Origin of the sequence: Pseudoalteromonas rubra, assembly GCF_000967655.1 — a bacterium.
Taxonomy (GTDB): domain Bacteria; phylum Pseudomonadota; class Gammaproteobacteria; order Enterobacterales; family Alteromonadaceae; genus Pseudoalteromonas; species Pseudoalteromonas rubra_A.
In genome coordinates this window covers 45247-68854 of record NZ_JXYA01000032.1, presented here as the reverse complement: position 1 = coordinate 68854, position 23608 = coordinate 45247, and the positions used below count along the sequence as shown (strand labels likewise).

The following is a 23608-nucleotide window of genomic DNA, read 5'->3' as shown; positions in this document are numbered from 1 at the left end:
ACCTCGGATCAGTACTCCAATGTAACGATTTATAACAATCGCCTTCGTAGCCTGTTGGCCACGCCAGTCCAGCCACTGTCACCGAACTGGAATACCGCCAGACTCACCATAATCACAGCCGCGCCAGTCAGCAAGGTCGGTGTGATTTGCTCGTTGTTTAACCATGCCCCCAGCAGCATCGCAAACCCTGGCGTGATCAAGGTTGTCAGTGCAACCGTACTGGCTTTAAGCTTCTGTAGCACATGAAAATAAGCAATAAACCCGACTAAAGATCCAAAGACACTCAGATAAACTGTGGCCAATACAGCGCTCATCTGCCAGTTGTCTATACTCAGCTGCCCATCTGTAAGCCACCACACTAAACCAAACATAGGGGTCACCAGCAACAGGGCGCCAAAGGTTGAAGCCAGCGGATGGATTGCCAGTTGCACACGTTTTATCATCACCCCACTGAGACTAAAGCAACTCACCGCCCCGAATACATATAACAAGCCCAGCGGCGCCAGCGCCAGCTCACTCAGTTGTGACATACAAACCAGATATAAACCCACCATAGACAAAGCCAGCCCCAGCCATTTAATAAGACTAAAGCGGGCTTCGTTTAATAGCCGCTGAGCAAGCAGACCCGACAACACAGGAGCCAGGCCAAATATCAAAGAAATCACACCCGAGGGCACGGTTTGTGCCGCCAGATAACTGAGCAACATGCCACCAAAAATACCTAAACTGGAATAGCCATATAAGGCCCAGGCTCTGGGCGACATTGGCACCCGATAGCGGCCAATTAATACGATGACACAGCACAGCACCAACGCCAGCGCCATACGCAAAAAGACGCTCAAGGTCGGTGACATGCCAGTGCTGCTGATCACAATCCCAAGCGGGGTCGTCGACCAGATGATAATAACCATAATGTAAGATGCCTGAACTGGCATAATGAACTCCCCTAAATCGGGGCAGTATAAGAGGTTGGAGATACACAATGATGACTAACCGCTGATACTGCCGCGGTTAGTAATAGTCGCCTACAAACCGCGGACACTCAGCCATACCCAGACTGAATTATTCAGCCAGGTATTAAGCAGTGTATGTGCAGTCATCAGCGCCATGAATTTATTCTTCTTAGTAAAGTGAACATTCTTTGTACCATGCCTTAGTGCAATGTCAATAACGGATAGTCAAAAGTGTATATCTGACATGCTATTTAGCACCGAGGTTAGAAAAATCAGGCATGCCTGCCTGTTGGCAAACGTAATACCTAAAACTCTGTTTTGAGTAAATTTCAGACAAACAGCTTGATTTGGCGTGATTAAAAAATACAAAGTTAATAACAACTTAACAATAAAAAGTCACAACCACACTCTGTACCAATTATAAAAACACCCGAATAAAGAAACAAAAACTCTTTAAAAACATATTGTTGAATCAATTACCATAAAACTATGCAGAAAATGTGAATCACAAATTTAAAACTTCAATAAAACATTTAAAAAACACAAGTTAACAATATTGACAGGTACATTAACATATCTCCATAATAGCATTTAATGCAAAAGCCGTATTTCAACCAACTCAAAGTGCAATATTATGGATTTTAAGCTTTCCGACTATCAGACCGAGTTATACGACTCTACGCTTCGCTTTGCTGGCGAAGTGTTAGACAAGGATGCACATCAGCGTCAGCGTGATCACCACTTCGCACCGGAACTTTGGCAACAGGCTGCCCAGTTTGGCTTCACCGGGCTGGCAGTGGAAGAAACCTACGGTGGTGCCAACCTGGGTGCCCTGAACACCATGTTAATGGTGGAAGCGCTGGGTAAAGGCAGCCGGGACCTGGGCTTATCGTTTTCTCTGTGCGCCCATTTGTTTGCCTGTGTGATGCCCATCGCGCGCTTCGCCAGTGATGAGTTAAAACGCGACTTTCTCGAGCCCCTGGTCGCGGGTAAATTGATGGCAGCCAATGCCGCCACAGAACCTGGTGCAGGCTCAGATATTTACAGTATGAAAACCACCGCCGTCAAAGAACCGGGTGGTTACCGACTCAACGGTCAAAAAACCTATATTACCAATGCCCCGGTGGCCGATGTCTTTGTCGCCTATGCGCAAACCAACCCTGATCACGGCTTTATGGGGGTATCAGCTTTCATTATTGCCAGAGACACACCCGGATTATCAACCGGTGCCGGTCAATCCAAAGACTGCCTGGCCAGCTGTCCGATGGGGGATGTATTTTTTGACAATGTCTTTGTCCCGGAATCTCAGCGCATCGGCTTTGAAGGCGCCGGAGGCGCGATTTTCCACGACTCAATGATCTGGGAAAAAGGCTGCCTGTTCGCGCTGTTTGTCGGCGCGCTGGACAGGTTACTCGACACCACTCTCAGCTACGCTCGGGAACGTAAACAGTTTGGTAAGAAAATCGGTCACTTTCAGTCGGTTTCAAATCGCATCATTGATATCAAGCTGCGTCTTGAGCAGTGCCGCCTGATGCTGTATCGCGCAGGCTGGAAGTACGATCAGGGACAGGATGCCGAAATAGACATTGCCATGAGCAAACTCTTGATTTCGGATTACGCCGTACAGTCCGCACTGGATGCCATTGCCACCTTCGGTGGTGCCGCAATCGATGCCGACATGGGCATTGTACAGGTGCTGCTGGATACCCTGCCGAGTCGTATTTTTTCCGGTACTAACGATATTCAACGCGAGATCATCGCCCGAAAACTTGGCTTAAGAGGAGCCTGAACATGCTAGTTCAACGGATTTTTGCTGTACTCTACATGCTGGCCGGATTGGCCAAAGCATTTCCACAGTTAGAAAATGTCCCCGACATTCTGCGCCAGGCCGCCATCGCCAATCAGGGCACCTGGTATCAAGGGCTGAGCAATCTGCTCGCGCAACATGGCGATCTTGCCAATGTCGTCGTGGCCGTCGCGTTATTTGGCTCAGGCCTGGTGTTGTGGCTCAACCCTCGCTGGACCCGTTTTGTCATCTATGCCCAGCTGGCCATGATGGCGGTGTTTATAACCATTTTGCACCGCGCTCAGCCACAAGTGATCCCGCTGGATGCCATCTTTATCATCGCAGCACTTTATATTTTGCGTCAGCAATTTCGCCGTACTGACACTAAACGTGTGTTTACCAGTCAGGATTTTGCCAAACCCAAAGCCCAGGCTAAGTCTCCTGACAAACCTAAACTGGCCGAAGATTATGATGTGATCATTGTTGGCGGCGGAGTATCGGGCCTGAGCGCAGCCAGTGAATTCTCCACAGAGCGGGTCCTGATACTGGAAAAAAGCCCGACCTTTGGTGGTAATGCCCGCTGCAATACCCACCGCGCGCTGTCTCATCCCATTGCCGGCGTGTGTTTTCAGCAACCTGTTGCTGGCTCTGATATGGACCAGTTACTGACCAAGCTGGGGCTGGAGAAAAAATTTAAAAGTAATGCCGAAGATACATTGGTTTTCTTCGATACTATTCTACTGCTCAAGTGTATCAGTGAGATCACTTTAGGCTTCATAAAATTTCCCCGCTATCTGCTAAAGCCAGCTGTCTGGGGGTTAACGGGGCAATTGCTGCTCAATGCCGTGATAGGCAAACCGTACGTTGTTGCCGCAAAGCAACTGGGCGACCCTATCTTTGCCGACCTGTATGCGTTTTTGGATGGCTTTGCCCCAGGTACTGAGCGCTACCCTCAAGTACCCTGGCAGGAGAATGCTGGCCTGAGCAAAGAAGCCATGGTGCAACTGGACAACCTGTCTTTGTACAGTTACCTGTTTGAACCGGAAAAAACCGCCGCATTCCCGGATGAGCTAAAACCACCTCGCAAGCTCGGCAAGTTGGTTGAAAATGCAGTCACAACCACGCTCAGAGTGGAATGCCTAGATATTCATGAAGTATCGGCCTACGTGGGCTTACATTTTCTGGTTGGCTATCTGCGCGGTAACTTGGTGACTTTACCTGGTGGTAACGGCCATATCAGTGAAGCCTTGGTTAGCCACCTGCGTCAGCAATCTAATCTCACTTTGCTAAGCGATGTCGCACTGGTAAACCTCAACAATACTGAGGCAGGCGTGCAGCTGACCGCGAAGGTGCAGCATCACAATATATCGGTAAAGGCGAAGAAACTTATTTGGGCCGCCCCCAAGCATAACGTTAGCGACTGGCTCCCGACACTGCCCGAAGATCAGGTCAATGCCATCAAAGCTATCCGCCATGAAGACTATTATCTGGCCAACGCGCTGTTATCACGCCCGGTACTCAGCCACTCCTTTGGCGGTTACCTGATTGAACCGGACCGCCCCGAGCAGCCTTATGCCTGGTGCAAGGCGGGCACCTGCCTGGTTGCGAACTGGATGGACAACGATAGCCGCAGTGAAGGTGGCGTGCTGACCTTACTCAAGCCCACTACCCGCCCGGAGCGACAAGGCCGCACGGCAGAAAACAACTTTGCCGGATTACAGCAGCAAACCTATCGGGAAATATCACTGATGCTGAACAACATCGGCGTCGACCCACGCATTGTCGAAGACATTCAGATCTGGCACTGGCCCAACGCGCTTATCACCTCTGTCATAGGTCAACAGGCCAGTGGGGTATTTCAGCGTGCTTCACAGCCGCACGGGAGTGTGCATTTTGCCAATCAGGACAGCGTGGGAATAGGTAATCTGGAGAGTGCCATTTTCGCCGGTAAGCAGGCTGCTACACAAGTCAAACAGACATTACAACACACGGGTACAAGCGCCATACCGCGCAATAAGGAGACGGTATAATGAGTCAATCACTCGTCGTCGCCCTCAGTGGCAACGAACAACTGGAATTAGGACACCTGGGCGGCAAAGGCCACTCACTGAATCATCTGATCCGTGCGGGCTTGCCTGTACCACCCGCCTTTTGTATCACCGCCGAGGCATATCAGACGTTCGTCAATACAGCACTGCCAGATGAATTGCTCAGTACCCCTGAGCTGGACAAGGTCCGGAATACCATTCTCAGTGCCGATATTCCTGAACCTTTGCGCGCCGCTATTGCGTCTGCCTATCAGGGCTTGGGCGACAACGCACAAATTGCCGTGCGCTCCTCCGCCTTGGACGAAGACGGTCAAAGCCAGAGTTTTGCCGGTCAGTACGAAACCTATCTGCATGTTCAGGGCAGCGACAGCGTGATGGAAAAAGTACGCGCATGCTGGGCCTCATTATGGGCTGAACGTGCCGCCGGCTATCGCAACAGCAGCGCTGCGGATACCGCCATTGCCGTGGTGTTGCAAACTATGGTCGATGCTGATGCAGCCGGGGTGATGTTCACGCAGGACCCACTCAGTGGCGATACCAACAAGGTGGTTATTGACAGCTGCTGGGGTTTGGGCGAAGGCGTCGTATCGGGTCAGGTGAGTACCGACAGCTTTATCCTCGATAAAGACAACGGGGAACTTCTGCAACAGGAGATCCGCACTAAGCCCCAATATTGCCAGCGCAATGTTCAGGGCCAGGTCACTTTACTGAATACCCCATCCGAAAAGCAGCAGGCCGCCAGCCTGAATGAAGCACAACTGGCGCAATTGTTATCGCTGGCTAAACAGGCACAGGCCTTGTATCAGACTGAGCTGGATATCGAGTGGGCCCTGAAAGATGGCAAGATCTGGTTGCTCCAGGCACGCCCGGTTACCACTCAGGCCAGTAAAGCTGAACCCATTTACGCTAACCCCTGGGAGCAAGATCAAAGCATCAAGGACGGCGCCTTCTTCTCGCGCATGGACACCGGCGAGATTGTCACCGGACTGATGACGCCGCTTGGTTTGTCATTTTGTGAATTCTATCAAAAGCATATCCATGGCCCGGCAACCAAAACCATGGGCTTGGCCGATATTAGCAACTGGCAGGTTTACATGGGCTATATTCAGGGCCATGTGTATCTGAATATCTCCGGCTCGGCACACATGTTACGCCAGTGTCCGCCAACCCGGGACGAGATGAAATTCACCACCCGCTACGCGACGTCAGACATAGATTTCAGCAATTATCGCAACCCTTATGGTCGTGGCGTTGAGGGCTGGGACTACGCTAAAAGTGCCTGGCACTGGCTAAAACAGCAAGTGCACAATATGCGCAATGCAGCACAGATTGTCGACGATATGATAGCGCTGCGAGAAAACGAGACCAAACGTTTTCTGGCACTCGACTTGCCCAGTATGTCACTCAGTGAGCTGGATAAAGAGCTGACTCGCATCGACCAGTACTTCCTTGAATCCTGTGCGGCCTATATGCCGTTTTTCCTGCAGTCATTTGCTTTGTACGATGCCCTGGCGGAAACCTGTGAGGAACACTTTAAAGAGCACGGCGAAGGACTGCAAAATCGCATCAAGGCCTCGATGAACAACCTGCGTACCATTGAGGTCACACGTGGGATCCTGGATCTGGTTGAACATGTGCAGAAAAACAATGAACTAAAAGCCGTATTTGAGCGTTTTGAAGCCGAAGAGCTGGTTAAAATACTGCCCGCTCACCCGCTTGGACAGCCGTTCTGGCAGGGTCCGTTTGAAGCCTTTTTACTGGAGTTTGGCGCCCGTGGCCGTCAGGAGTTTGAGCTGAGTATTGCGCGCTGGCGTGATGACCCAAGTTACCTGCTGCAGGTCATGAAAATGTACCTTAAACACCCGGTTGATCTGGAGAAAAAGCTCAAAGAAACCGAGAGCCTGCGCGAAGCCGACAGCGAGCAGCTGTTTAAAGCCTTGCCAGCCGGGGCACGATTTAAACTCAAAACCATCATAAAATTGTATGGTGTGATGGCAGAGCGCCGCGAAGCAACACGTCCGACGTTTATCACCGAAACCTGGTTCTACCGCTGCATTATTTTGGAAGTGCTGTCACGTCTGGAGCGAGACAACCTGGCCAAGGTTGAAGACTTGCCGTACATCGACTTCAATCGACTGCGTGACTATGTCGCCGGGCGCATGGGCGCCGCTGAGGCATTCAGCGAGTCGCTGCTCAATGCCAATCGTCATAGTCACCTGTTTAACCTCCATGCCGAAGAGCCTCCAATGGCCATTATTGGGCCTTATACGCCCAAAATGAAAACCACCTCGCAGGAGCACAGCGATTCGATGAGTGGCCTGGCTGCCAGCCCCGGCAAGATAGTTGCTAAGGCCCGCGTTATCACAGACTTGCAGACCCAGGCTGGTGAGCTGGAGCCGGGAGAGATCCTGGTCGCACGCTTTACCGATGCCAGCTGGACTCCGCTGTTTGCACTGGCCAGTGGCGTTGTCACGGACATCGGCTCAACTTTGTCACACAGCTGTATCGTGGCGCGAGAGTTTGGCATTCCAGCGGTGGTGAATTTACACAGCGCCACTGCGGCAATTAAAAGTGGCGACACACTGATCCTTGATGGGGACCAGGGCACAGTGATCATCCAAAGAGAATAGCGAAATCCTATGCGGGTCAGTGACCCGCAGCACACCCAACAATCAACTTAAAAGTACAACGGCAAGTGGCATGCTGCCGCCGTTGCGGGTCGTTGCGTGCAATTTTCCCAGCGAACCGAGTTTTTAGCAGGCAGCAGAAGGAATAAATTATGACAAGCATTACAGGATTAGGCACTCAGTCGAGCGCATCCGGCTTTGAGCATATATGGCAAGCCGAAACGCAGCGCAGTGGTGCAAAGCAAGACACCATCACCGTTGGGGTAATCGTAGTCACCCGGGATGAGCAGTTTTTCCACACCGGATTGAGCGTGCTAAGCGACATTCGCGAGTACGTCTTTAACCGGGTGCATATTCAGTCAGAGCTGGCATTGAAAAACCCCTCTTTGGTGCCCTGCCCGCTTTACGACGAAGTGAGAGACAAAGCGATCCACTTTTTAAAAGGGCAAAAGAAGGCCATTAATATCCAGGTCATTCAGTGCGCCAGTCTGGCCGAGGCGACCGGTAAAATCATCCACAGCAATGCGCTCAATGAGCAACCTGATTTTCAGGTCGGCATGCTGTTTTACGACCAAACCTCGATGGGTTTTCAGGACGACAGCATAGATCAGATTGACCGCGATCTGGATGCCTTTTACCGTGCCATGCAGAAAATCGGCATTCCGGCCTTCTACACCAGCTTCTCGACCGTAACCTTTATCCGCGCACTGCGCACGCCCTACAGCTACCTGCCACAGCAATATCGTGAAATCGTGCGCAGCACCGATCCGGCCACTTTCCAGACCGAGCTGTTGCGACTGTGGATGGATTTTTTCGAAATGAATTATGCCAACCGCCGGGTCAAACCTGTTGGCTCTTTAGAGCTGCACAATACTCTGGGCGACCAGCTAATCAACTTCTTTGCCCGAACTGCGCCCGAGCACTGGCTGGTGTCTTATTATACCGGCTCAGTGGTTTCCAACCTCATCGGCCATCTCGACCGTCACGCTGAAAAGCAAGGCGCCCTGGTGCTAAGAGGCCCGAATGAGCATGCCATTGCCTGCGGTGCGATTGCCAACTGGCAGCTCTACCGCATGCCGTTTTTGGCCGTGGTTACCTCCGGCATGATGGATGAATTCAAAGGCACTTTAGCTAACCTGAAAGAAACGGCAGCTCAGGGGATCATCGTAGTCGCCGAAAACCGCCTGAGTCAGTGGTACAGCTTCCAGGGCACCATTACGGCCAGTGAAGACATGCGTGATGTACTGGCCGCAAGACGCATCCCCTATGTATATATGGATGAAATTGAACAGATAGGTGAAAGCCTGGCAGAAGTTTACCGACTCTATCATCAGGGCCAGGGACCGGTTGTGGTATTGGCCACTCAGAATGTGCTCGAGTCTTCTTTGGAATTGGATTTACCGGCACTCGAAGCCCTGCCTGCGAGCCCAAGCGATGAACCCGTTGAAGTCATGACTGACGAACTCCGTCAGGCCATCGAGCTTATCAATAACGGGCCTGAAAAACTTATCTGGCAGCTCGGTCCGGTCAGTGAGGACGAATATGCCCTGATCCATGATATCGCCCAGCAAGCAGGCATTGCGCTGGTAGACAGCCTGGCTCACCCTGGCACGGCACCTAAATATTACCAGGGTAAACGCAACGAAAACTATCTGGGTACGCTGGCCATTTACGGTTATACGCCGCGGGTTTACAACTACTTTCATACCAAAGACAAGCTCAACAGCACCGATGAGCAGTGCCTGTTTATGATTAAAAGCCGGGTTGCTCAGATTGCCACGCCATTTTCCGATGGCCGCCTGGAGCGCAAGGTCCACCTGGTGCAACTGACCAAAGAAGCAACCCACCTGTCGCCATTTGCCGATCTGCATTTACATATGCGCTGTCGTGATTTCCTGCAGGCGGTGAAAAAGCACCTGAATGTCAGCGAATCGCTGCGTGCCAGACGTATGGCGCGGATCATGGCTTACCCGGATACCCAGTCTGATGTACTCAGCAAACTGCCCAGCTTGCCAATGTCGCCGAACTACTTTTTCTGTCAGCTCAATCGCGTGATAGAAGATTTAATTGAACACGAAAACTTTGACTACACCGGTGTTTATGACGTTGGTCGCTGTGGTATTTCCGCCGTGCGCAACGTGGCCAAAACACGCCGCGGCTTTTCTGGCTGGTATGGTCGCGCGCTGATGGGCGACGCCCTGCTGGCCAGTGGCTATCTGGCCTATACCAGCCCCACCAATGTTATCGCCTTTATTGGCGACGGGGCCAAAGGCATAGTGCCCGATATTTTACCGGCGTTTATCGACAATATTCTGACTCACCCTCAGCTGCTCGATAAGAGCATCAGCGTGTTCTATTTCTGCAATGGCGGTTTGTCGGTGATCAACACTTATCAGGAACGGATCTTATTCAACCGCACCTCACGTCAGATGCGCCTGGTCAACATAGATCAGCCCCAGTTTGAGCAGCAGATCGGGGACTTTGACATTTCCGCCCAGACCCTGACCCAGTTCGATGAAACGGCGGTACGCTCAGCACTGACGGCACAAAAACGCCTGACGCTGTTCTCCGTAGTACTGGGCCACAACAACGAAGGGGATGGCATTTCACTGGCCACCGCCAAAGGCTGGCAACGCGACAGCGCCGAGCCTGTTACCCCCGACACCGATTTAGATACGCCACCAGCACAGGAAGTTAACTCATGAAGTTTGGATTTATCGCCCACCCGACCTCAGTCGGCCTGAAACGCTACGTTAAAATGCTCGATCTGCTGCAACGCAACACCCAGGATCAGCATACCGGCTACAACCGTGAACTGTGGGGCAAAGCCAACCTGGTTCCGTTTATGAACTTTGCCAAGATCACCTCAGCCAGCGGCGCGACCTGTGAAGGCATGATCAAATATATGCCACTGATAGCTGAAGAGATGATTGCCGATCCCAGAGGCATTGCCGAGCGCGTGGTCGCCGGTGTGGAAGAGTTTGTGGCTGACGGCGCAGAGCTGGTTGGCCTGGGTGGCTTTACCTCAATTGTTGGTCGGCGCGGCGAAGCCACCGCCGCCAAATCCCCGATCCCCATTACCTCGGGCAACTCGCTGACTACCTATGCCGGCTACAAGGCGCTGATGCAGATTAAAGAATGGCTGGACATCAACCCGGAAAAAGAAACCGTGGCCATCGTCGGCTATCCAGGCTCAATTTGCCTGGCACTGAGTCGTTTATTGCTCGCCGAAGGCTTTAATCTGAAACTGCTGCACCGCGCCGGTCATAAAGACAAAGCAGAAATGCTCAGCCATCTGCCGGAGCAATATCACCATAGGGTGAGCCTGACCGGCAACCCGGACGACTTGTATGGCGAGTGCAAGCTGTTTGCCGGAGCCACCTCAGCCGGTGACGTGATTGATGTGGCGAAACTCCAGCCCGGTTCCATCTTTATTGATGTGGCGCTGCCGCGGGACGTCAATGTCGATACCCGTCCGGCCCGCGATGATATTTTAATCATTGATGGCGGCTGTGTGACCGCCACAGACGCGGTGAAACTAGGTGGTGAGTCACTGAATGTCACCATCAAACAACAGCTCAATGGATGCATGGCCGAAACCATAGTGCTGGCGCTGGAGCAGCGCCGCGAGAACTACTCTCTGGGTCGTTACCTGGAGCCGGTCAAGGTGTTGGAAATAGGCGAGCTGGCCGAAAAACATGGCTTTTATGCCTATCCGCTCGCCTCCTTTGGTGAACGTATTGACCGCCAGCATGTCACCAACCTGAAGCGCTATTACCATCAGGACATTTATGCCATCGACAAAGGCGACACCAGCCAGCGGCTGACCTTTATCGATAACATCCTGACCCAGGATCCAGCCAAAGAAGACACCCTGGACCGTCACCATCAGTTTATTAACCCCATGATGGTGGAGTTTTTAAAACAGCAGCGCTGCGACAATGTGTTCCGTAAAGCCGAAGGCACTATCTTGTATGACAATGAAGGCACCGGCTATCTCGATATGGTGGCGGGCTACGGCTGTCTGAACCTGGGCCATAACCCAACCGCCGTCAGCGAGGCTGTAAAAAGCTTTCTGGATGAGCAAGGCCCTAATTTTATCCAGTATATTTCTGTCCCAGAGCACACCGCCAAGCTGGCTGAGGTGCTGTGTCATCTGGCCCCGGGCGATATGGGCCGGGTGTTTTTCAGTAACTCAGGCACCGAAGCCGTTGAGGCGGCCATTAAACTGGCCAAGGCCGCGACCGGTAAGCCAGGCATTGCCTATCTGAAAAACAGCTATCACGGAAAAACCCTGGGAGCGCTGTCTATTACCGGGCGGGAAAAACACCGTAAGTACTTCCAGCCGCTGATCCAGGCCATGGTTGAGGTGCCTTTTGCCGACTTAGATGCACTGCGTGAAGCCCTGCAACGCGACGATGTGGGCGCACTGATGATAGAGCCCATCCAGGGTGAAGGCGGCGTGCATGTGCCACCAGCAGGATATCTGAGTGCCGTTCAGCAGATCTGTCGCGACACTGGCACCTTGCTGATGGTCGATGAGATCCAGACCGGCCTGGCCCGCACCGGTAAGCTGTTTGCCTGTGAATGGGAAGACATTGAACCCGATGTGCTGATGCTCTCAAAGTCCCTGTCCGGCGGACTTATGCCCATCGGCGCGACCTTGTGTCGCAGCGATGTCTGGCAGCGTGCTTACGGCACCTCAGATCGCTTCTTAGTACACACCTCCACCTTTGGTGGCGGCAACCTCGCCTCAGTGGCCGCACTGACCGCCCTGCGAGAGATCGTTGCGCAGGATCTGGCGGCACGCTCTGACGAACTGGGCAGCTATTTCAAAGCTGAGTTACAAGCCATTGCCGATAAATACCCCTTTGTGGCCGAAATTCGCGGTAAAGGCCTGATGCTGGGGATCCAGTTTGAGCAGACCTTTGATGGGGCCGTGGCCGCCTCAGCCAGAGAGTTTGCCACCCGCCTGCCGGGAGACTGGCACAGCACCTGGAAGTTCCTGCCCGATCCGGTCCGCGAGCACCTGCAGGCGGCCATGGAACGCATGGAACAAACCCTGGGCGAAATGTTCTGCCTCAAGTTTGTCACCAAATTCTGTCTGGACCATCAGATCCTCACGTTTGTCACCGCCAACAGTTCAACGGTGATCCGGATCCAGCCACCTTTGGTGATCACAAGACCTGAGATTGACCGCTTTGTCAGCGCTTTCTCTACGGTCTGTGAAGAACTTTCGACCTTTTTAGATTAAGGAACTCGGGTCGCGCAGCCAACCAGGCCCGACCCACAACGTAATACATGATTGATAAGGATTACTTATGACTCTCAACAAACAAGACGTCGTCAACCACATGATGGGCTTTTTCCAGGCCAAAGCCGTGACCGCTGCATTATCGTTAAAACTGTTTGATCATTTTCGCGACACGGACCTGAGCGCCCAGCAACTGGCCGACAAAATCGACGCCCCACTGCGCTCTACTGAGCAAATGCTGATCGCGCTAAATGCCATGGGCTATCTGACCAAGCAAGATAACCAGTATCAGCTACCCACAGAGCATCACGCGTTTTTATTAAGCGATGAGCCTATGTGGCTGGGCTGGCTGGGCCGCCACATTGATACTTTCTTATACCCTTTGTGGGGAGAGTTGAGCAGCGCAGTAAAAAGCGATACCAACCAGCGTGAAGCGGTATTTGGTGATAATCGCAGCTGGTTCGACATTCTCTATCAAAACCCGGATGACGTAGCAGACTTTCAGGAATTCCTGGGCAAATTTGCCGCTCCCTTCATCGAAGGCTTCGTCAAAGATTACGATTTCTCTCAGCACCACGCCTTTTTGGATATCGGCAGTGGCATTGGCACCTTGCCAATTGCCGTGGCGAATGCCCATCCGGGCGTGTCGCTGGCTATCTGTGAATTACCTCAGGCGTCGGCATTTTTACGCGACAAGCTGGGTGAGCAAGGCTATGGCGATCGCATCGAAGTCGTGGAAGGCGATGTCATTGCTGGTAACCTGCCGATTGGCAATTACGACCTCATTCACCTGGGCTGGATGCTGCACGACTATGCACCTGAAACTCAGATCACCATCTTAAAAAATATCTACAACGCCATGCCTGCCGGTGGCCGCTTTATTGCCTCAGAAACGCCGCTGAATGATGACAAGTCGGGTCCTGAGTTTACCGCCCTGCTGTCACTGAATATGTTGGTATCCACAGACGGTGGGATTGAAAGTAGCAGTGAAGAATATCTGGCACGGTTCCATGAAGCCGGATTCAGCAACGCCCGTATCCTTGAGATCCCCGGGCCACGGACCCTGATCGTCGGCGAAAAAGCCTGATCAGGCAATAACAGAAGGAGTAGCAGGATGTTAGCCACTAAATTACTAGACCATATCGCCGAGCAATTTCTCGACGGCGAAACAGACGGCCTTGAGTCGCAAACCCCCTTGTTTGAATTAAATATCGTTGATTCGGCGGCCATTTTTGACCTGGTCGATTACCTCAAACAAGAAACCCAGTTAAACATAGGTATGCAGGAGATCCACCCGGGCAACTTTGCATCAGTCGATGCCATGGTCAGCCTGGTTGAACGCCTTCAGACAGAGCAAGCATAAGGAGGCTTGAAATGAGTGCCACGAATCCAAAAGTAAATCCGGATATTATGGAAACCCTGCAACAGGAAGTCCTGAAGACATTTGCTGAACTGACAGAATACCCTGCCAATACCCTGGACCTGACCAGTCATTTGGAAAATGACTTTGGTATCGACTCCATTGCCCTGGCCGAAGTGACCGCAGCATTGACTAAGCAGCTACAGCTTAAAAATCCGCTGTCGATTCAGACTATTCACTGTATTGGCGATGCAGTTGAGCAAATCGCTGCACAGGAATTCCACCTCAGCGAGGTCAAGGCGACGGTCAGTGCCGATAGCCCACAAGATCCACACAGCTGGCTGCGTGAGCAGGTACGTTCGGTGTTTGCCAGCTTCAGCGGCTATAACACCAGTGAACTGAGCATGGATGCCGAGATTGAGAGCGACTTAGGTATAGATTCAGTCACTGTGGTCTCAGCTCAGGGCGAGCTGCTCAAAGCCCTGGGACTGAGAGACAATTTAAAAATTCCTGGCTGTAAAACCCTGGCTGAGCTGGAGCAGGCGTTTGCCAGCTTACTGGTAGAAGAAAAAGGCGCGCAATGGGCCGCTGAGCTGGTGAGCAAAAACCCGCTGATTGATGAACTGCTCAATCCAACCGCAAAAAATGACGAAGTACAGCACCAGATAGACAGTGATGATGGCGACACCCGCACCATGCGCGATTTTGTCGGGATCCAGCACCCGGATTTATTCCACAAAGCCAGTGAGTTCAAAGCTTTCTACGACAAGAAAAAGGCGCAGCAACTTTACTGGTACGGTATGCCACTGGAAACGCCGTGTAAAAACCGTGCAGTCATGTTTGATGAAGTCACCGGTACCAGTCGTGAGTTTCTGATGTTTGGTTCCAACAGCTATCTTGGCCTGTCGAACCACCCCGAAGTGATCCAGGCCATTCAGGATGCCGCTGGCCAGTATGGTGCCACCAACACAGGGTGTCGGATCATTGCCGGCAGTAACGTCTTGCACCTGGAGCTGGAGCGCAAACTGGCCAAACTAAAAGGCCGCGAAGCCTGTATTGTTTACCCATCTGGCTACTCGGCAAATTTAGGCTGTATTTCCGCCCTGACCTCGAAACACGACCTGATCTTTACCGATGCCATTAACCATATGAGCATTACAGATGGCTGTAAGCTGGCCGGTGCACAGCGTAAGATCTACAATCACTCGCTGAACAGCCTGGAAAAATCGCTGGCCAAATACGCCGACCACCCGGGTGGCAAACTGATTGTGACCGACGGCGTGTTCAGCATGCACGGCGATATCGTGGACCTGCCGCGCCTGATGAAGCTGGCCAAGCGCTATGGCGCTCGCGTGCTGGTTGATGATGCACACTCTACCGGCGTATTGGGTAAAACCGGTTCAGGGACTACCGAACACTTCAATATGAAAGGCGAAGTCGACCTGGAGCTGGGCACCATGAGTAAAGCCCTGTCTGGCCTGGGCGGGTTTGTCTGTGGTGATGGCGATGTGGTGGAGTTCCTGCGTTTCTACTCCAACTCTTACGTGTTTGCCGCAACCATTCCGGCCCACGTTGCAGCCGGTGTGATTGCATCGATTGATGTGATGCTGCGCGAGCCAGAGCGCCTGACCAAGCTCTGGGACAATATCTACTACTTCCGTAACCTGATGCTACAGGCGGGCTTTGATCTGGAAAACTCCGACTCGGCCATCGTTCCTGTGGTGGTCGGTGATGATGCCAAAACCCTGGCTCTGGGACGCGCCGTACGTGCCCGTGGCTTGTATTGTCAGACCGTGGTCTTCCCGGGCGTGGCCGTTGGCGATGCGCGCCTGCGCCTGAGCATCACCAGTGAGCACACCAAAGCGGATTTGGATGAGGCCTATCGTATTTTGGTTGAAGGCGCACTGGAAGTCGGCGTGCCACTCAGTCAGGACGTGAAAGCGGGACTTGCGGAGGCCTGAGTATGACGACAATTCCGTCATCGGCCCGTTTTGCGCTGAATCTGCTGAGCCATGCTCAGCAGACACCGCATAAAACGGCGCTGATCTGTGCCCAGCAGCAGTGGGATTATGCGCAACTGGCTGAGCGTGCCTGCCAAATCGCCAATGCACTGTGCGCGCTGGGTCTGGACCAGGCGCCGGTGCTGCTAAATTTACCCAAACAGCCGGATACCGTCGCCGCCATTTATGCCTGCTGGCTCAGTGGCAATCATTATATTCCCATCGACTACAGCCAGCCCGAAGCCCGGGTTGAACGTATTATAGCCGCAGCCAAGCCAGCCCTGGTGTTGGATCAGGACTGGCTGAATACACTCGACAGCCTGGGCCACAGCAACGACTACGAACACGACCTGGCCGCTTATATGTCGCGCTTACGCCAGCACCGGGAAACCGACATTGCTGCAATACTTTATACCTCTGGCTCAACCGGCACACCCAAGGGCGTGCAGATAAGTCACGATATGCTGGACTTTTTCATCGACTGGGCAGTCGACGCCATCCGGGTAGACAGCGAAGACACCCTGGCCAATCACGCCAGCTTTGCGTTCGATTTAAGCACCTTTGACTTGTTTGCAGCTGCGCGCACAGGTGCCTGTGTTTGGCTGATCACTGAGCAGGAGCAAAAGGACACGCTGGCCCTGATCCGGGGGATTAAAAAGCACCAGGTGAGTATCTGGTACAGCGTGCCCTCCATTTTGTCCATGATGGCCCGCAGTGGCGAGCTGAACAAGAGCCATACTGCCACCCTGAAACAGGTCATTTTTGCCGGAGAGCCGTTTGTGGTGGCGGCGCTGCAACGCTTGCTCACTTGCTTGCCTGCAAGCACCCGATTACACAACTGGTACGGGCCAACCGAAACCAATGTTTGTGTTGCCTGGGAGGTTGACAGAGCGCAACTGAGCGAGCTGCGTCATTTGCCCATTGGTGCTTTGCTGCCCGGACTGGAGGGCTGGCTGATAGACGAGTCTGGCGCACAAACGCCCTTGTCTGAAAGCCTGGGCAAAAGTGGCGAGCTGCTGATCGGCGGACGCTGCGTAACCCCAGGCTATGCCAATGTGGCATTACCCCGCGCTGCGGCGTTTCACCAACAGCAATGCCATGCAACCGGCGATCTGGTCGAGCTGAACGAGGATGGACTGGTGTATCGCGGTCGTATCGACGATATGGTCAAGCTCAACGGCTACCGGGTTGAGCTGGGCGAAATTGAGTCTTTGCTGCATCAGCACCCGGCCATTGAACAGGCCGCATTGCATCTGGCACAGGACGAGTTACAGCATAAGCTGATTGCGCTGATCACACTTAAAGACGGCACCGAGAAACCCTCGTTGCTGGCGTTAAAGCAGCATTTAAAACAACAGCTGCCCGCCTATATGCTGCCACACAAAGTGGTGGTCACTGAGCAGCTGCCGCTCAACGCCAATGGCAAAGTGGACCGTAAACGCCTGGCGGAGTGGGTATGAGTATGGGAGGCAAACTATGAGCAGACACGCACCTTCTCCTTTGGCCATTGTCGGAATTGGCTGCGCCCTGCCCGGCGGTACTGACTTTGCGACTTTAATGCAACAGCATGCCTGGCGGGCGAGCCAGTTTGTCAGCCACTTTGGCTGGACGGTTGCCGGTGAGCCACTGCAAGGAGGCCAGGTAGACACCGACCACTTTGACTACAAGAAGTTTTCTATTCCGCCTTTATTTCGCAAAGCCGTCAGTCGTGAAACCCGGATGGCGTTGCTCAGTGCCGAAGAAGCACTGAGCAAGCTGACCCTGAGCGATGCCCTGCGCGATCATTGCGATCAGCTGTGTGCCACCCATATGGGCAGCGATGCCGCCTATCGTAACGCCACCAAAGTGACTGCGCTGCGTACGCTCGCTGAACAACTGGAGCGCGATGAAAGCGCACGGTCACAGATTGATGCCTACAAACAAGCGCTTGCTGGTACCTTAGGTGCCACATCGCACGACCGGGTTGGCGAAATGGCCTCGACCATTCCCGCCCGCATTGCCCATTTTGCTCACACCCGGGGTAAATGTCAGACCCTGGATGGCGGCGACCTTGGCGGCTTACGCCTGCTACAGGCGGCGCAGGATAACTTTCGCTATCAGGACAGTCAGCTTGCGGTATTGACCAGCATTCAGTGTTTTCATCACTCACATCAGAGCGAAATGCTATACCAGCAAGGGGTCTCAATTCAGCAACCCTGGCTGGAAGGTGCCATCAGCCTGGTGGTCTGCCCCGTTGCCGTTGCGCAGCAGCAGGAGTGGCCAATTCTGATGCAGCTTGGCACCATCACGACCTCAGACACAGAGCAGGCACCAGCGGGCTACTTCGCCGGTGCCAGTCAGGTGTTTTATCAGTTACTTGGCATGTATCTCAGTGGTGCATCAAGCTGCGCAGGTGCTGCCTGCCTGGGGCCAGGCTGGCAGATCCACACAGACCTGAACTGCGACAATCCTGCTGGCCACGACACGCAAGTCGCCATCACACAGTACCGGCCCATTACCGCGCTGGGCCATGATACAAATCGTTTCTGGCAAACCCTGGCTGATGGCGATGACCTGTTGCGCACCCAGTCAGCGCAGCAGCTCAATGCACAGGCCTTCGTCAGGGATACACCGCAAAAGCTCAGCACCTATATCAATACAGCGATGAGCTTTGACAGCCATAATCCGCTTGATGTGACGCTGAACAAACCTATGATGCCGGCTAAAAAAGCGCGTCTGGATGTGTCGCAGCTGCGACTGTTACAAGCGGCACAGTCAATAGAGATAGGCGCATTTAAGCGCCCTGCCGTGATTTTGGCCTGTAATTTGTCGCTGGATGCCGATCGTCAGGCGGGGGCAAGCGCACTGTGGGATCAGCTGCCCGCTGCGCCTACTCAGTTGCCGCAGCCCACCCCGCCCGCCATCAATCGCTGGAGCTGGTACGGGGCAACCGGCCTGGGTGGCGCGCGATTACTGGCGGAGCACTTGGGGATGCCCGATGCCGACTGTATCGCCATTGAAGCCGCCTGTGCCAGTTCGATGGCGGCACTGCACAACGCGGTCAGAGGGCTGCAATCGGGTCGCTATGACGGCATTGTGGTTGCGGGCATTGAAACCGCGACACTGGAGCGCGATCTGGTTCTGTGTGGCGCACAAATGATGCTCTCTGCGCAGCGCATCCGGCCTTTTGCCAAAGGGGCCGATGGCTTTACCCCGGGTGATGGTGGCGGCCTGTTTGTGCTTCAGGCAAACTTTGATGCATCTCATACCATTGCCCACATAGATGCCATTTCCGGCTCCTGCGACAGTCGCTCCATGACAGCGCCAGATCCCCAGGGCCAGGCGCTGGCCATGTATAAAACCCTGCAGCTGGCGTCGGTTAATCCCGAGCAGGTGCAGTATCTGGAAACCCATGGTACAGGCACCACGCTGGGCGATCAGGCCGAGCTGGAATCGCTGTGCGCCGCCTATCGCCGGGAACATCAGCAGCCACTCTATCTGGGCTCGGGCAAATACAACTTTGGTCACTGCTTTGCTGGTGCCGGTGCCATCAGTCTGGCAAAAATGCTGGCTGCACTGGAGCACGGCAGCATTCCACCCACCCCGGTTGTGGGCGAACTGAATGATGCATTGCCTTTTGACAGCATTCCGGCAGTCGTGCCACAACAGACCAAACCCTGGCCGTGGCTGGCTGATAAGCACCGCATTGGTGCCATCAATGCCTTTGGTACCGGGGGCATTAATTATCACCTGACCTTAATTCAAACTCATTCAAAGGAATCATAATGAAACTTATCGTTCACAAAATTCGTTTAAAAAACATTGCCCACCTGGGCGCGTTTCGCGACTGGGTAGAAACCACCGACTATAAAGCCTGCGAACAACTGGACTCAGTCAAAGCCTTTGCCGTATTTGAAGCGTCCAGCGAAGCCAATGCCCCCTTTCACTTTGTTGAAACCATATACCTGGAATCCGAGCAGGCGTTTGAGCAGGATATGACCACGCCTTTGTTCCAAAGTCTGGTCAGCCGCTTTGATGAAATGGCCGAGGTGGTCGAGGAGTTCAAAGGTGAGCGGATAGCGCAGGGTTATCAGCAGTGATAGCACCGCAGCTGGTTGCGCCTGTGGGTGAGGCCCCCGTCTCGCCCAGGCTCTACATCAGACAATATATCGACCCCTCTGCGCGCACACCCCGCTTAAGCCAGGGGAGTCGCGTAAAACAGCTGTGCCGGATACTGGCCACCGAAGCTTTGCAACACGCTAGCAGCACCGGCCATGTCCGCCTTTGCCATACGCCCAGCGGACAACCTTTTGGCTTTGCGGGCGAAAACCGGCCCCTGCTGAGCGTGTCTGCCAGCCATAGTCAAAACTGGTACGCGGTTGCTACCGCCCCGGTGTCTCTGGGTATCGATATTCAGATTTATCGTGGCTTTTCAGAAACCTGCCAGCAGCGTGTGTTTAATCATGGAGAGTTATCAGCCGACATACTCACTCAAAGCGCACTGTGGTCAGTTCGCGAGGCATATCTTAAGTTACATGGCCGGGGTCTGCCCTTTGATTTTCGCGACATCCAAGTCCAACCAGATACCAAATTTGGCGCCATCAGCTGTGGCCGTGTCACCAGCCAAAGTGGTGCGCTCACGATGGCCTGCTTCTGGCTGTGGCAGACGCTCTACTTTTGCTGTGCAGTGTGTATCGCTGGCAACGCAAAAATCACCCCGACACTTTTTTTAACCGACATGGAAGCGCAACATGACCCATTGTACCTTTGAACACGCGCTGGCAGAGGCCATTCAACTGGCACGTCTGGCACCTTCTTCGCATAACTGTCAGCCCTGGACGGTGCACTTTGATCCCGTGATCCACTGTGGCTATCTGGCCATTGATCAGCGCCGCAAACTGACCGGACTGCCCTCTTTGGAACGTGAAATGCTGCTCAGCTGTGGGATTTTTTTCCATTTTCTTGAGCAACTGGTGCGTCTGCGTGGCTACCCGCTACACTGGCGCTGGTGCGATGCACAAGAACAACAGGCTTTAGCTGGCGAAGACAGGGCCCTCATTCGCTTTATGCCTGGCCCAGAGCAACCCCAACAGCAAAGCGCCTTTGCCAGCCTGTCTGAACAGCTGCAACAACGCCACACCGTGCGCTCTGCCTATCGCAATACAGCGCTCAGTGCGCAGCAACACAGCGAGCTGAACACATTACTGAAACCCTACCCCATTACGCTGGGCATTTATTATCAGCACACCCATGGCAAGGCACTGGCAAAGCTGACGCAGACCTATGCAGGACTGGATTTTGCCAACCGGGCCGCCTGGCGTGAAACCTACAGCTATATTCGCTTTGATGAACGTCGCCAGTATGAAGACGGGTTCTATCTGCACAACCTATTTGGACCTGTCTCTGGCGGTTTTAAAACCTTTTTTAAAGTGGCATTTCATCCGCGACTGAGTGGCTTAAACAAGTTACTGGGGTTACCAGGCAAGATGGCGCAGGGTCTGGCGGAGCTGGTTGAAGCGGGGCCACAGTATCTGGCACTGAGCACCACGAAGGAAGGCGATGAGGCCTTGTTTCGCGCCGGGTTAGGGTTGGGCGCTATGTGGCTCAGGCTACAACAATGGGGCTGGGCCATGCACCCGATCAGCGTGCTGGTGCAACACGACAACGCCAGGCAAGCTTTGGCCAAGAGCCTGAGCCAGGCAGAGCTGCCGGTTTTCTTTGCCCGATTTGGCGAGCCAAATGAGTCTGGCAGCCCGGCTCCGAGGCGGCACTGGCAGAGCATTCTGGTCTCAGATACCCATGGCCAGGTCCAGCCCAGGACCACTGGGCGATGAGCACAACAAAACCAGAACAAAAAACAAACATTTGCCTAATTTAAAATTTTGAGATAAAACAAACAGGCACAAAAAGAAAAACAGCTAAATAAGGAAAATAGAATGAAGCTCACTAAAAAACACATCAAAATGCTGTCTAAAGACACCACGCGCTTACCGGTACTGATGACCGCTAATATCGCAGGTGGTCGACGCACCCGAGGCAAAGAAATCGATAATACAGAAGAGAGTATCTGTACTGCCAATGCCATCGCTGGCGCGGGCGCAATCAAAAACTCAGCTGAAAGTATTTGTACTGCCTGAATCTCCATAGCTAGATACAAATACTGAAGTTCAGTCAGTAATCAAGCCGACGCATAGGTCGGCTTTTTTGTGTCCACTACACAGAAATTTGTCTGATCCCGGCGCTTTGTCCTGTCTTTTTTTCTTAGCTTCCCTACAATACCCGCCACTAAGGAGACAGCATGCAGCAAAAAACCAGCAAACTATTGATTTTTATACTCGCTCTACTGGTGGTGTTTTGTCCACTGGGGATCGATTTGTATTTACCCGCCTTCGTTAATATGCAACAAGACCTGGCTGTGAGTGAAGCACAGATCCAGCAAACCGTCGGTATCTATATGCTGGCTGTGGGTCTGGGCCAGTTACTTGCAGGACCTCTGGCCGATAAGTATGGCCGACGCCCGGTTGCTCTGTCCGGGATTTTACTCTTTGGCAGTGGCGCGCTGCTGGCCACTTTGCTGGATGAGTGGCACTGGATCATGGTCGCGCGCGTGTTACAGGGCTTAGGCGCTTGCGCCACCTTTGTCAGTGCATTTGCCATTGTCCGGGACAGCTTTGGCCATAAAGGCAGTGGCCAGATGATCACGTATCTTAACGGCATAGTGTGCTTTATTCCGGCGCTGGCACCGATCCTGGGCGCCTGGCTGACCCTGGAATTTGGCTGGCGCAGTAACTTTACCTTTTTGAGTGGCTTTGCTGCCATCGGCCTGATTCTGGTGCTGGCGCTGTATCGGGAAACCAAACCCGAAAGCACAGTATACTCAGGCCACCTGCTTGATTTACGTCGCTTCAGGCCTATGCTGAGCAGCCCCCAGTTTATGTTCAACGCCTGTATTACTATGGTTGGTATGGCCGCTATGCTGGTGTTCGTGGTTGGTGCCCCCGGCTGGCTCATGACACAACTGGGGCGCCCGGTTGAGGAATTTACCATGTGGTTTACCATCAATGCCGCCATCAGCATTGCTGCCAGCTTTATCGCGCCGCATTTCATTAAACGTAATTCACAACAGGCGCTGCGGTTTGGCCTGAGCTTGTTTACTCTTGGCGGCGTGTTACTGCTGCTCGCGCCACACAGCCACCCTCTGGCATATCTGCTGCCCATGTATCTGGCATCTGTCGGGTTTGCTTTTACACTGGGTGCCGCGGCAGGCAATGCACTGGCGCCCTTTGCCAACCAGGCTGGCACGGCATCGGCGCTGATAGGGGTGATGCAAATGAGTGGCGCCGGGTTACTGGCTATGCTCAGCCAGCCACTGGCGTTGCCAGCCCCGCAACAGTTAGCTGTGCACCTGCTGCTCGGGTTGCCTTTTTTATGCCTGCTGTTTAGTCGCTGCAAAGATAACTTGCATAGTCCAGCCTGATATCGAGCACAATAAAAACGGTATCATTATTCTCAATTTAGGCACTAAATAGATAATGATACCAATTTTCATTTATAAAAAAGAATAATTAATCTACCCTTCCGGACTTCCACTCATACTATTT

The 23608-nt window shown here is 53.2% G+C and carries 16 protein-coding genes; 15 read left to right on the top strand and 1 reads right to left on the bottom strand.

Going from position 1 to position 23608, the window contains the following annotated elements:
* Positions 1 to 29 precede the first annotated feature (29 nt).
* On the bottom strand, positions 30 to 935 hold the full coding sequence (locus TW77_RS14570) for a DMT family transporter (RefSeq protein WP_046005716.1): 906 nt from the start codon (positions 933 to 935) through the stop codon (positions 30 to 32).
* A gap of 652 nt (positions 936 to 1587) precedes the next feature.
* Here TW77_RS14570 and TW77_RS14565 point away from each other — a divergent pair.
* From TW77_RS14565 to TW77_RS14495, 15 genes are all read left to right on the top strand, one after another.
* Positions 1588 to 2742: an acyl-CoA dehydrogenase family protein gene (locus TW77_RS14565; RefSeq protein ID WP_046005715.1), complete on the top strand. Its 1155-nt coding sequence runs from the start codon at positions 1588 to 1590 to the stop codon at positions 2740 to 2742.
* Between the two features lie 2 nt (positions 2743 to 2744).
* On the top strand, positions 2745 to 4769 hold the full coding sequence (locus TW77_RS14560; protein ID WP_046005714.1) for a DUF6041 domain-containing protein: 2025 nt from the start codon (positions 2745 to 2747) through the stop codon (positions 4767 to 4769).
* On the top strand, positions 4769 to 7417 hold the full coding sequence (locus tag TW77_RS14555) for a PEP/pyruvate-binding domain-containing protein (RefSeq protein WP_046005713.1): 2649 nt from the start codon (positions 4769 to 4771) through the stop codon (positions 7415 to 7417). Before TW77_RS14560 ends, TW77_RS14555 begins: the two co-directional genes overlap by 1 nt.
* A gap of 149 nt (positions 7418 to 7566) precedes the next feature.
* Positions 7567 to 10119 (top strand): biosynthesis protein PigD, encoded by a 2553-nt coding sequence (locus TW77_RS14550; RefSeq protein WP_046005712.1) that lies wholly within the window; start codon positions 7567 to 7569, stop codon positions 10117 to 10119.
* Positions 10116 to 12668, top strand: coding sequence for an aminotransferase class III-fold pyridoxal phosphate-dependent enzyme (locus tag TW77_RS14545; RefSeq protein ID WP_046005711.1), 2553 nt, complete (start codon positions 10116 to 10118; stop codon positions 12666 to 12668). The genes TW77_RS14550 and TW77_RS14545 overlap by 4 nt, the downstream gene beginning before the upstream one ends.
* A 67-nt stretch (positions 12669 to 12735) precedes the next feature.
* On the top strand, positions 12736 to 13755 hold the full coding sequence (locus tag TW77_RS14540) for a methyltransferase (RefSeq protein ID WP_046005710.1): 1020 nt from the start codon (positions 12736 to 12738) through the stop codon (positions 13753 to 13755).
* Between the two features lie 27 nt (positions 13756 to 13782).
* A complete protein-coding gene (locus tag TW77_RS14535) occupies positions 13783 to 14031 on the top strand; it encodes a hypothetical protein (RefSeq protein WP_046005709.1) in 249 nt (82 codons plus the stop codon).
* 11 nt (positions 14032 to 14042) lie between these two features.
* Positions 14043 to 15989: an aminotransferase class I/II-fold pyridoxal phosphate-dependent enzyme gene (locus TW77_RS14530; protein WP_046005708.1), complete on the top strand. Its 1947-nt coding sequence runs from the start codon at positions 14043 to 14045 to the stop codon at positions 15987 to 15989.
* 2 nt (positions 15990 to 15991) lie between these two features.
* Complete coding sequence (locus TW77_RS14525; RefSeq protein WP_046005707.1) at positions 15992 to 17488, top strand: D-alanine--poly(phosphoribitol) ligase; 1497 nt, start codon at positions 15992 to 15994, stop codon at positions 17486 to 17488.
* A gap of 16 nt (positions 17489 to 17504) precedes the next feature.
* On the top strand, positions 17505 to 19793 hold the full coding sequence (locus TW77_RS14520) for a polyketide synthase (protein ID WP_046005706.1): 2289 nt from the start codon (positions 17505 to 17507) through the stop codon (positions 19791 to 19793).
* Entirely contained in the window at positions 19793 to 20107 is a 315-nt protein-coding gene (locus TW77_RS14515) for a RedY (protein WP_046005705.1), read from the top strand. The genes TW77_RS14520 and TW77_RS14515 overlap by 1 nt, the downstream gene beginning before the upstream one ends.
* Positions 20104 to 20778 (top strand): 4'-phosphopantetheinyl transferase family protein, encoded by a 675-nt coding sequence (locus TW77_RS14510; protein ID WP_052713205.1) that lies wholly within the window; start codon positions 20104 to 20106, stop codon positions 20776 to 20778. The genes TW77_RS14515 and TW77_RS14510 overlap by 4 nt, the downstream gene beginning before the upstream one ends.
* The gene (locus tag TW77_RS14505) at positions 20759 to 21841 is read left to right on the top strand and encodes a hypothetical protein (protein ID WP_046005704.1); all 1083 of its coding nucleotides are present in this window, start codon (positions 20759 to 20761) and stop codon (positions 21839 to 21841) included. Before TW77_RS14510 ends, TW77_RS14505 begins: the two co-directional genes overlap by 20 nt.
* A gap of 102 nt (positions 21842 to 21943) precedes the next feature.
* Positions 21944 to 22144 (top strand): hypothetical protein, encoded by a 201-nt coding sequence (locus tag TW77_RS14500; protein ID WP_046005703.1) that lies wholly within the window; start codon positions 21944 to 21946, stop codon positions 22142 to 22144.
* A gap of 161 nt (positions 22145 to 22305) precedes the next feature.
* Positions 22306 to 23484: a multidrug effflux MFS transporter gene (locus TW77_RS14495; RefSeq protein ID WP_046005702.1), complete on the top strand. Its 1179-nt coding sequence runs from the start codon at positions 22306 to 22308 to the stop codon at positions 23482 to 23484.
* The last annotated feature ends 124 nt before the right edge of the window (positions 23485 to 23608 follow it).

Excerpts from the sequence above, each read along its gene's own strand:
- TW77_RS14530 (WP_046005708.1), top strand. The coding sequence starts at position 14,043 with ATGAGTGCCACGAATCCAAAAGTAAATCCGGATATTATGGAAACCCTG.
- TW77_RS14555 (WP_046005713.1), top strand. The coding sequence starts at position 4,769 with ATGAGTCAATCACTCGTCGTCGCCCTCAGTGGCAACGAACAACTGGAA.
- TW77_RS14535 (WP_046005709.1), top strand. The coding sequence starts at position 13,783 with ATGTTAGCCACTAAATTACTAGACCATATCGCCGAGCAATTTCTCGAC.
- TW77_RS14515 (WP_046005705.1), top strand. The coding sequence starts at position 19,793 with ATGAAACTTATCGTTCACAAAATTCGTTTAAAAAACATTGCCCACCTG.
- TW77_RS14540 (WP_046005710.1), top strand. The coding sequence starts at position 12,736 with ATGACTCTCAACAAACAAGACGTCGTCAACCACATGATGGGCTTTTTC.
- TW77_RS14570 (WP_046005716.1), bottom strand. The coding sequence starts at position 935 with ATGCCAGTTCAGGCATCTTACATTATGGTTATTATCATCTGGTCGACG.
- TW77_RS14520 (WP_046005706.1), top strand. The coding sequence starts at position 17,505 with ATGAGCAGACACGCACCTTCTCCTTTGGCCATTGTCGGAATTGGCTGC.
- TW77_RS14560 (WP_046005714.1), top strand. The coding sequence starts at position 2,745 with ATGCTAGTTCAACGGATTTTTGCTGTACTCTACATGCTGGCCGGATTG.
- TW77_RS14525 (WP_046005707.1), top strand. The coding sequence starts at position 15,992 with ATGACGACAATTCCGTCATCGGCCCGTTTTGCGCTGAATCTGCTGAGC.
- TW77_RS14505 (WP_046005704.1), top strand. The coding sequence starts at position 20,759 with ATGACCCATTGTACCTTTGAACACGCGCTGGCAGAGGCCATTCAACTG.
- TW77_RS14550 (WP_046005712.1), top strand. The coding sequence starts at position 7,567 with ATGACAAGCATTACAGGATTAGGCACTCAGTCGAGCGCATCCGGCTTT.
- TW77_RS14565 (WP_046005715.1), top strand. The coding sequence starts at position 1,588 with ATGGATTTTAAGCTTTCCGACTATCAGACCGAGTTATACGACTCTACG.
- TW77_RS14495 (WP_046005702.1), top strand. The coding sequence starts at position 22,306 with ATGCAGCAAAAAACCAGCAAACTATTGATTTTTATACTCGCTCTACTG.
- TW77_RS14545 (WP_046005711.1), top strand. The coding sequence starts at position 10,116 with ATGAAGTTTGGATTTATCGCCCACCCGACCTCAGTCGGCCTGAAACGC.
- TW77_RS14500 (WP_046005703.1), top strand. The coding sequence starts at position 21,944 with ATGAAGCTCACTAAAAAACACATCAAAATGCTGTCTAAAGACACCACG.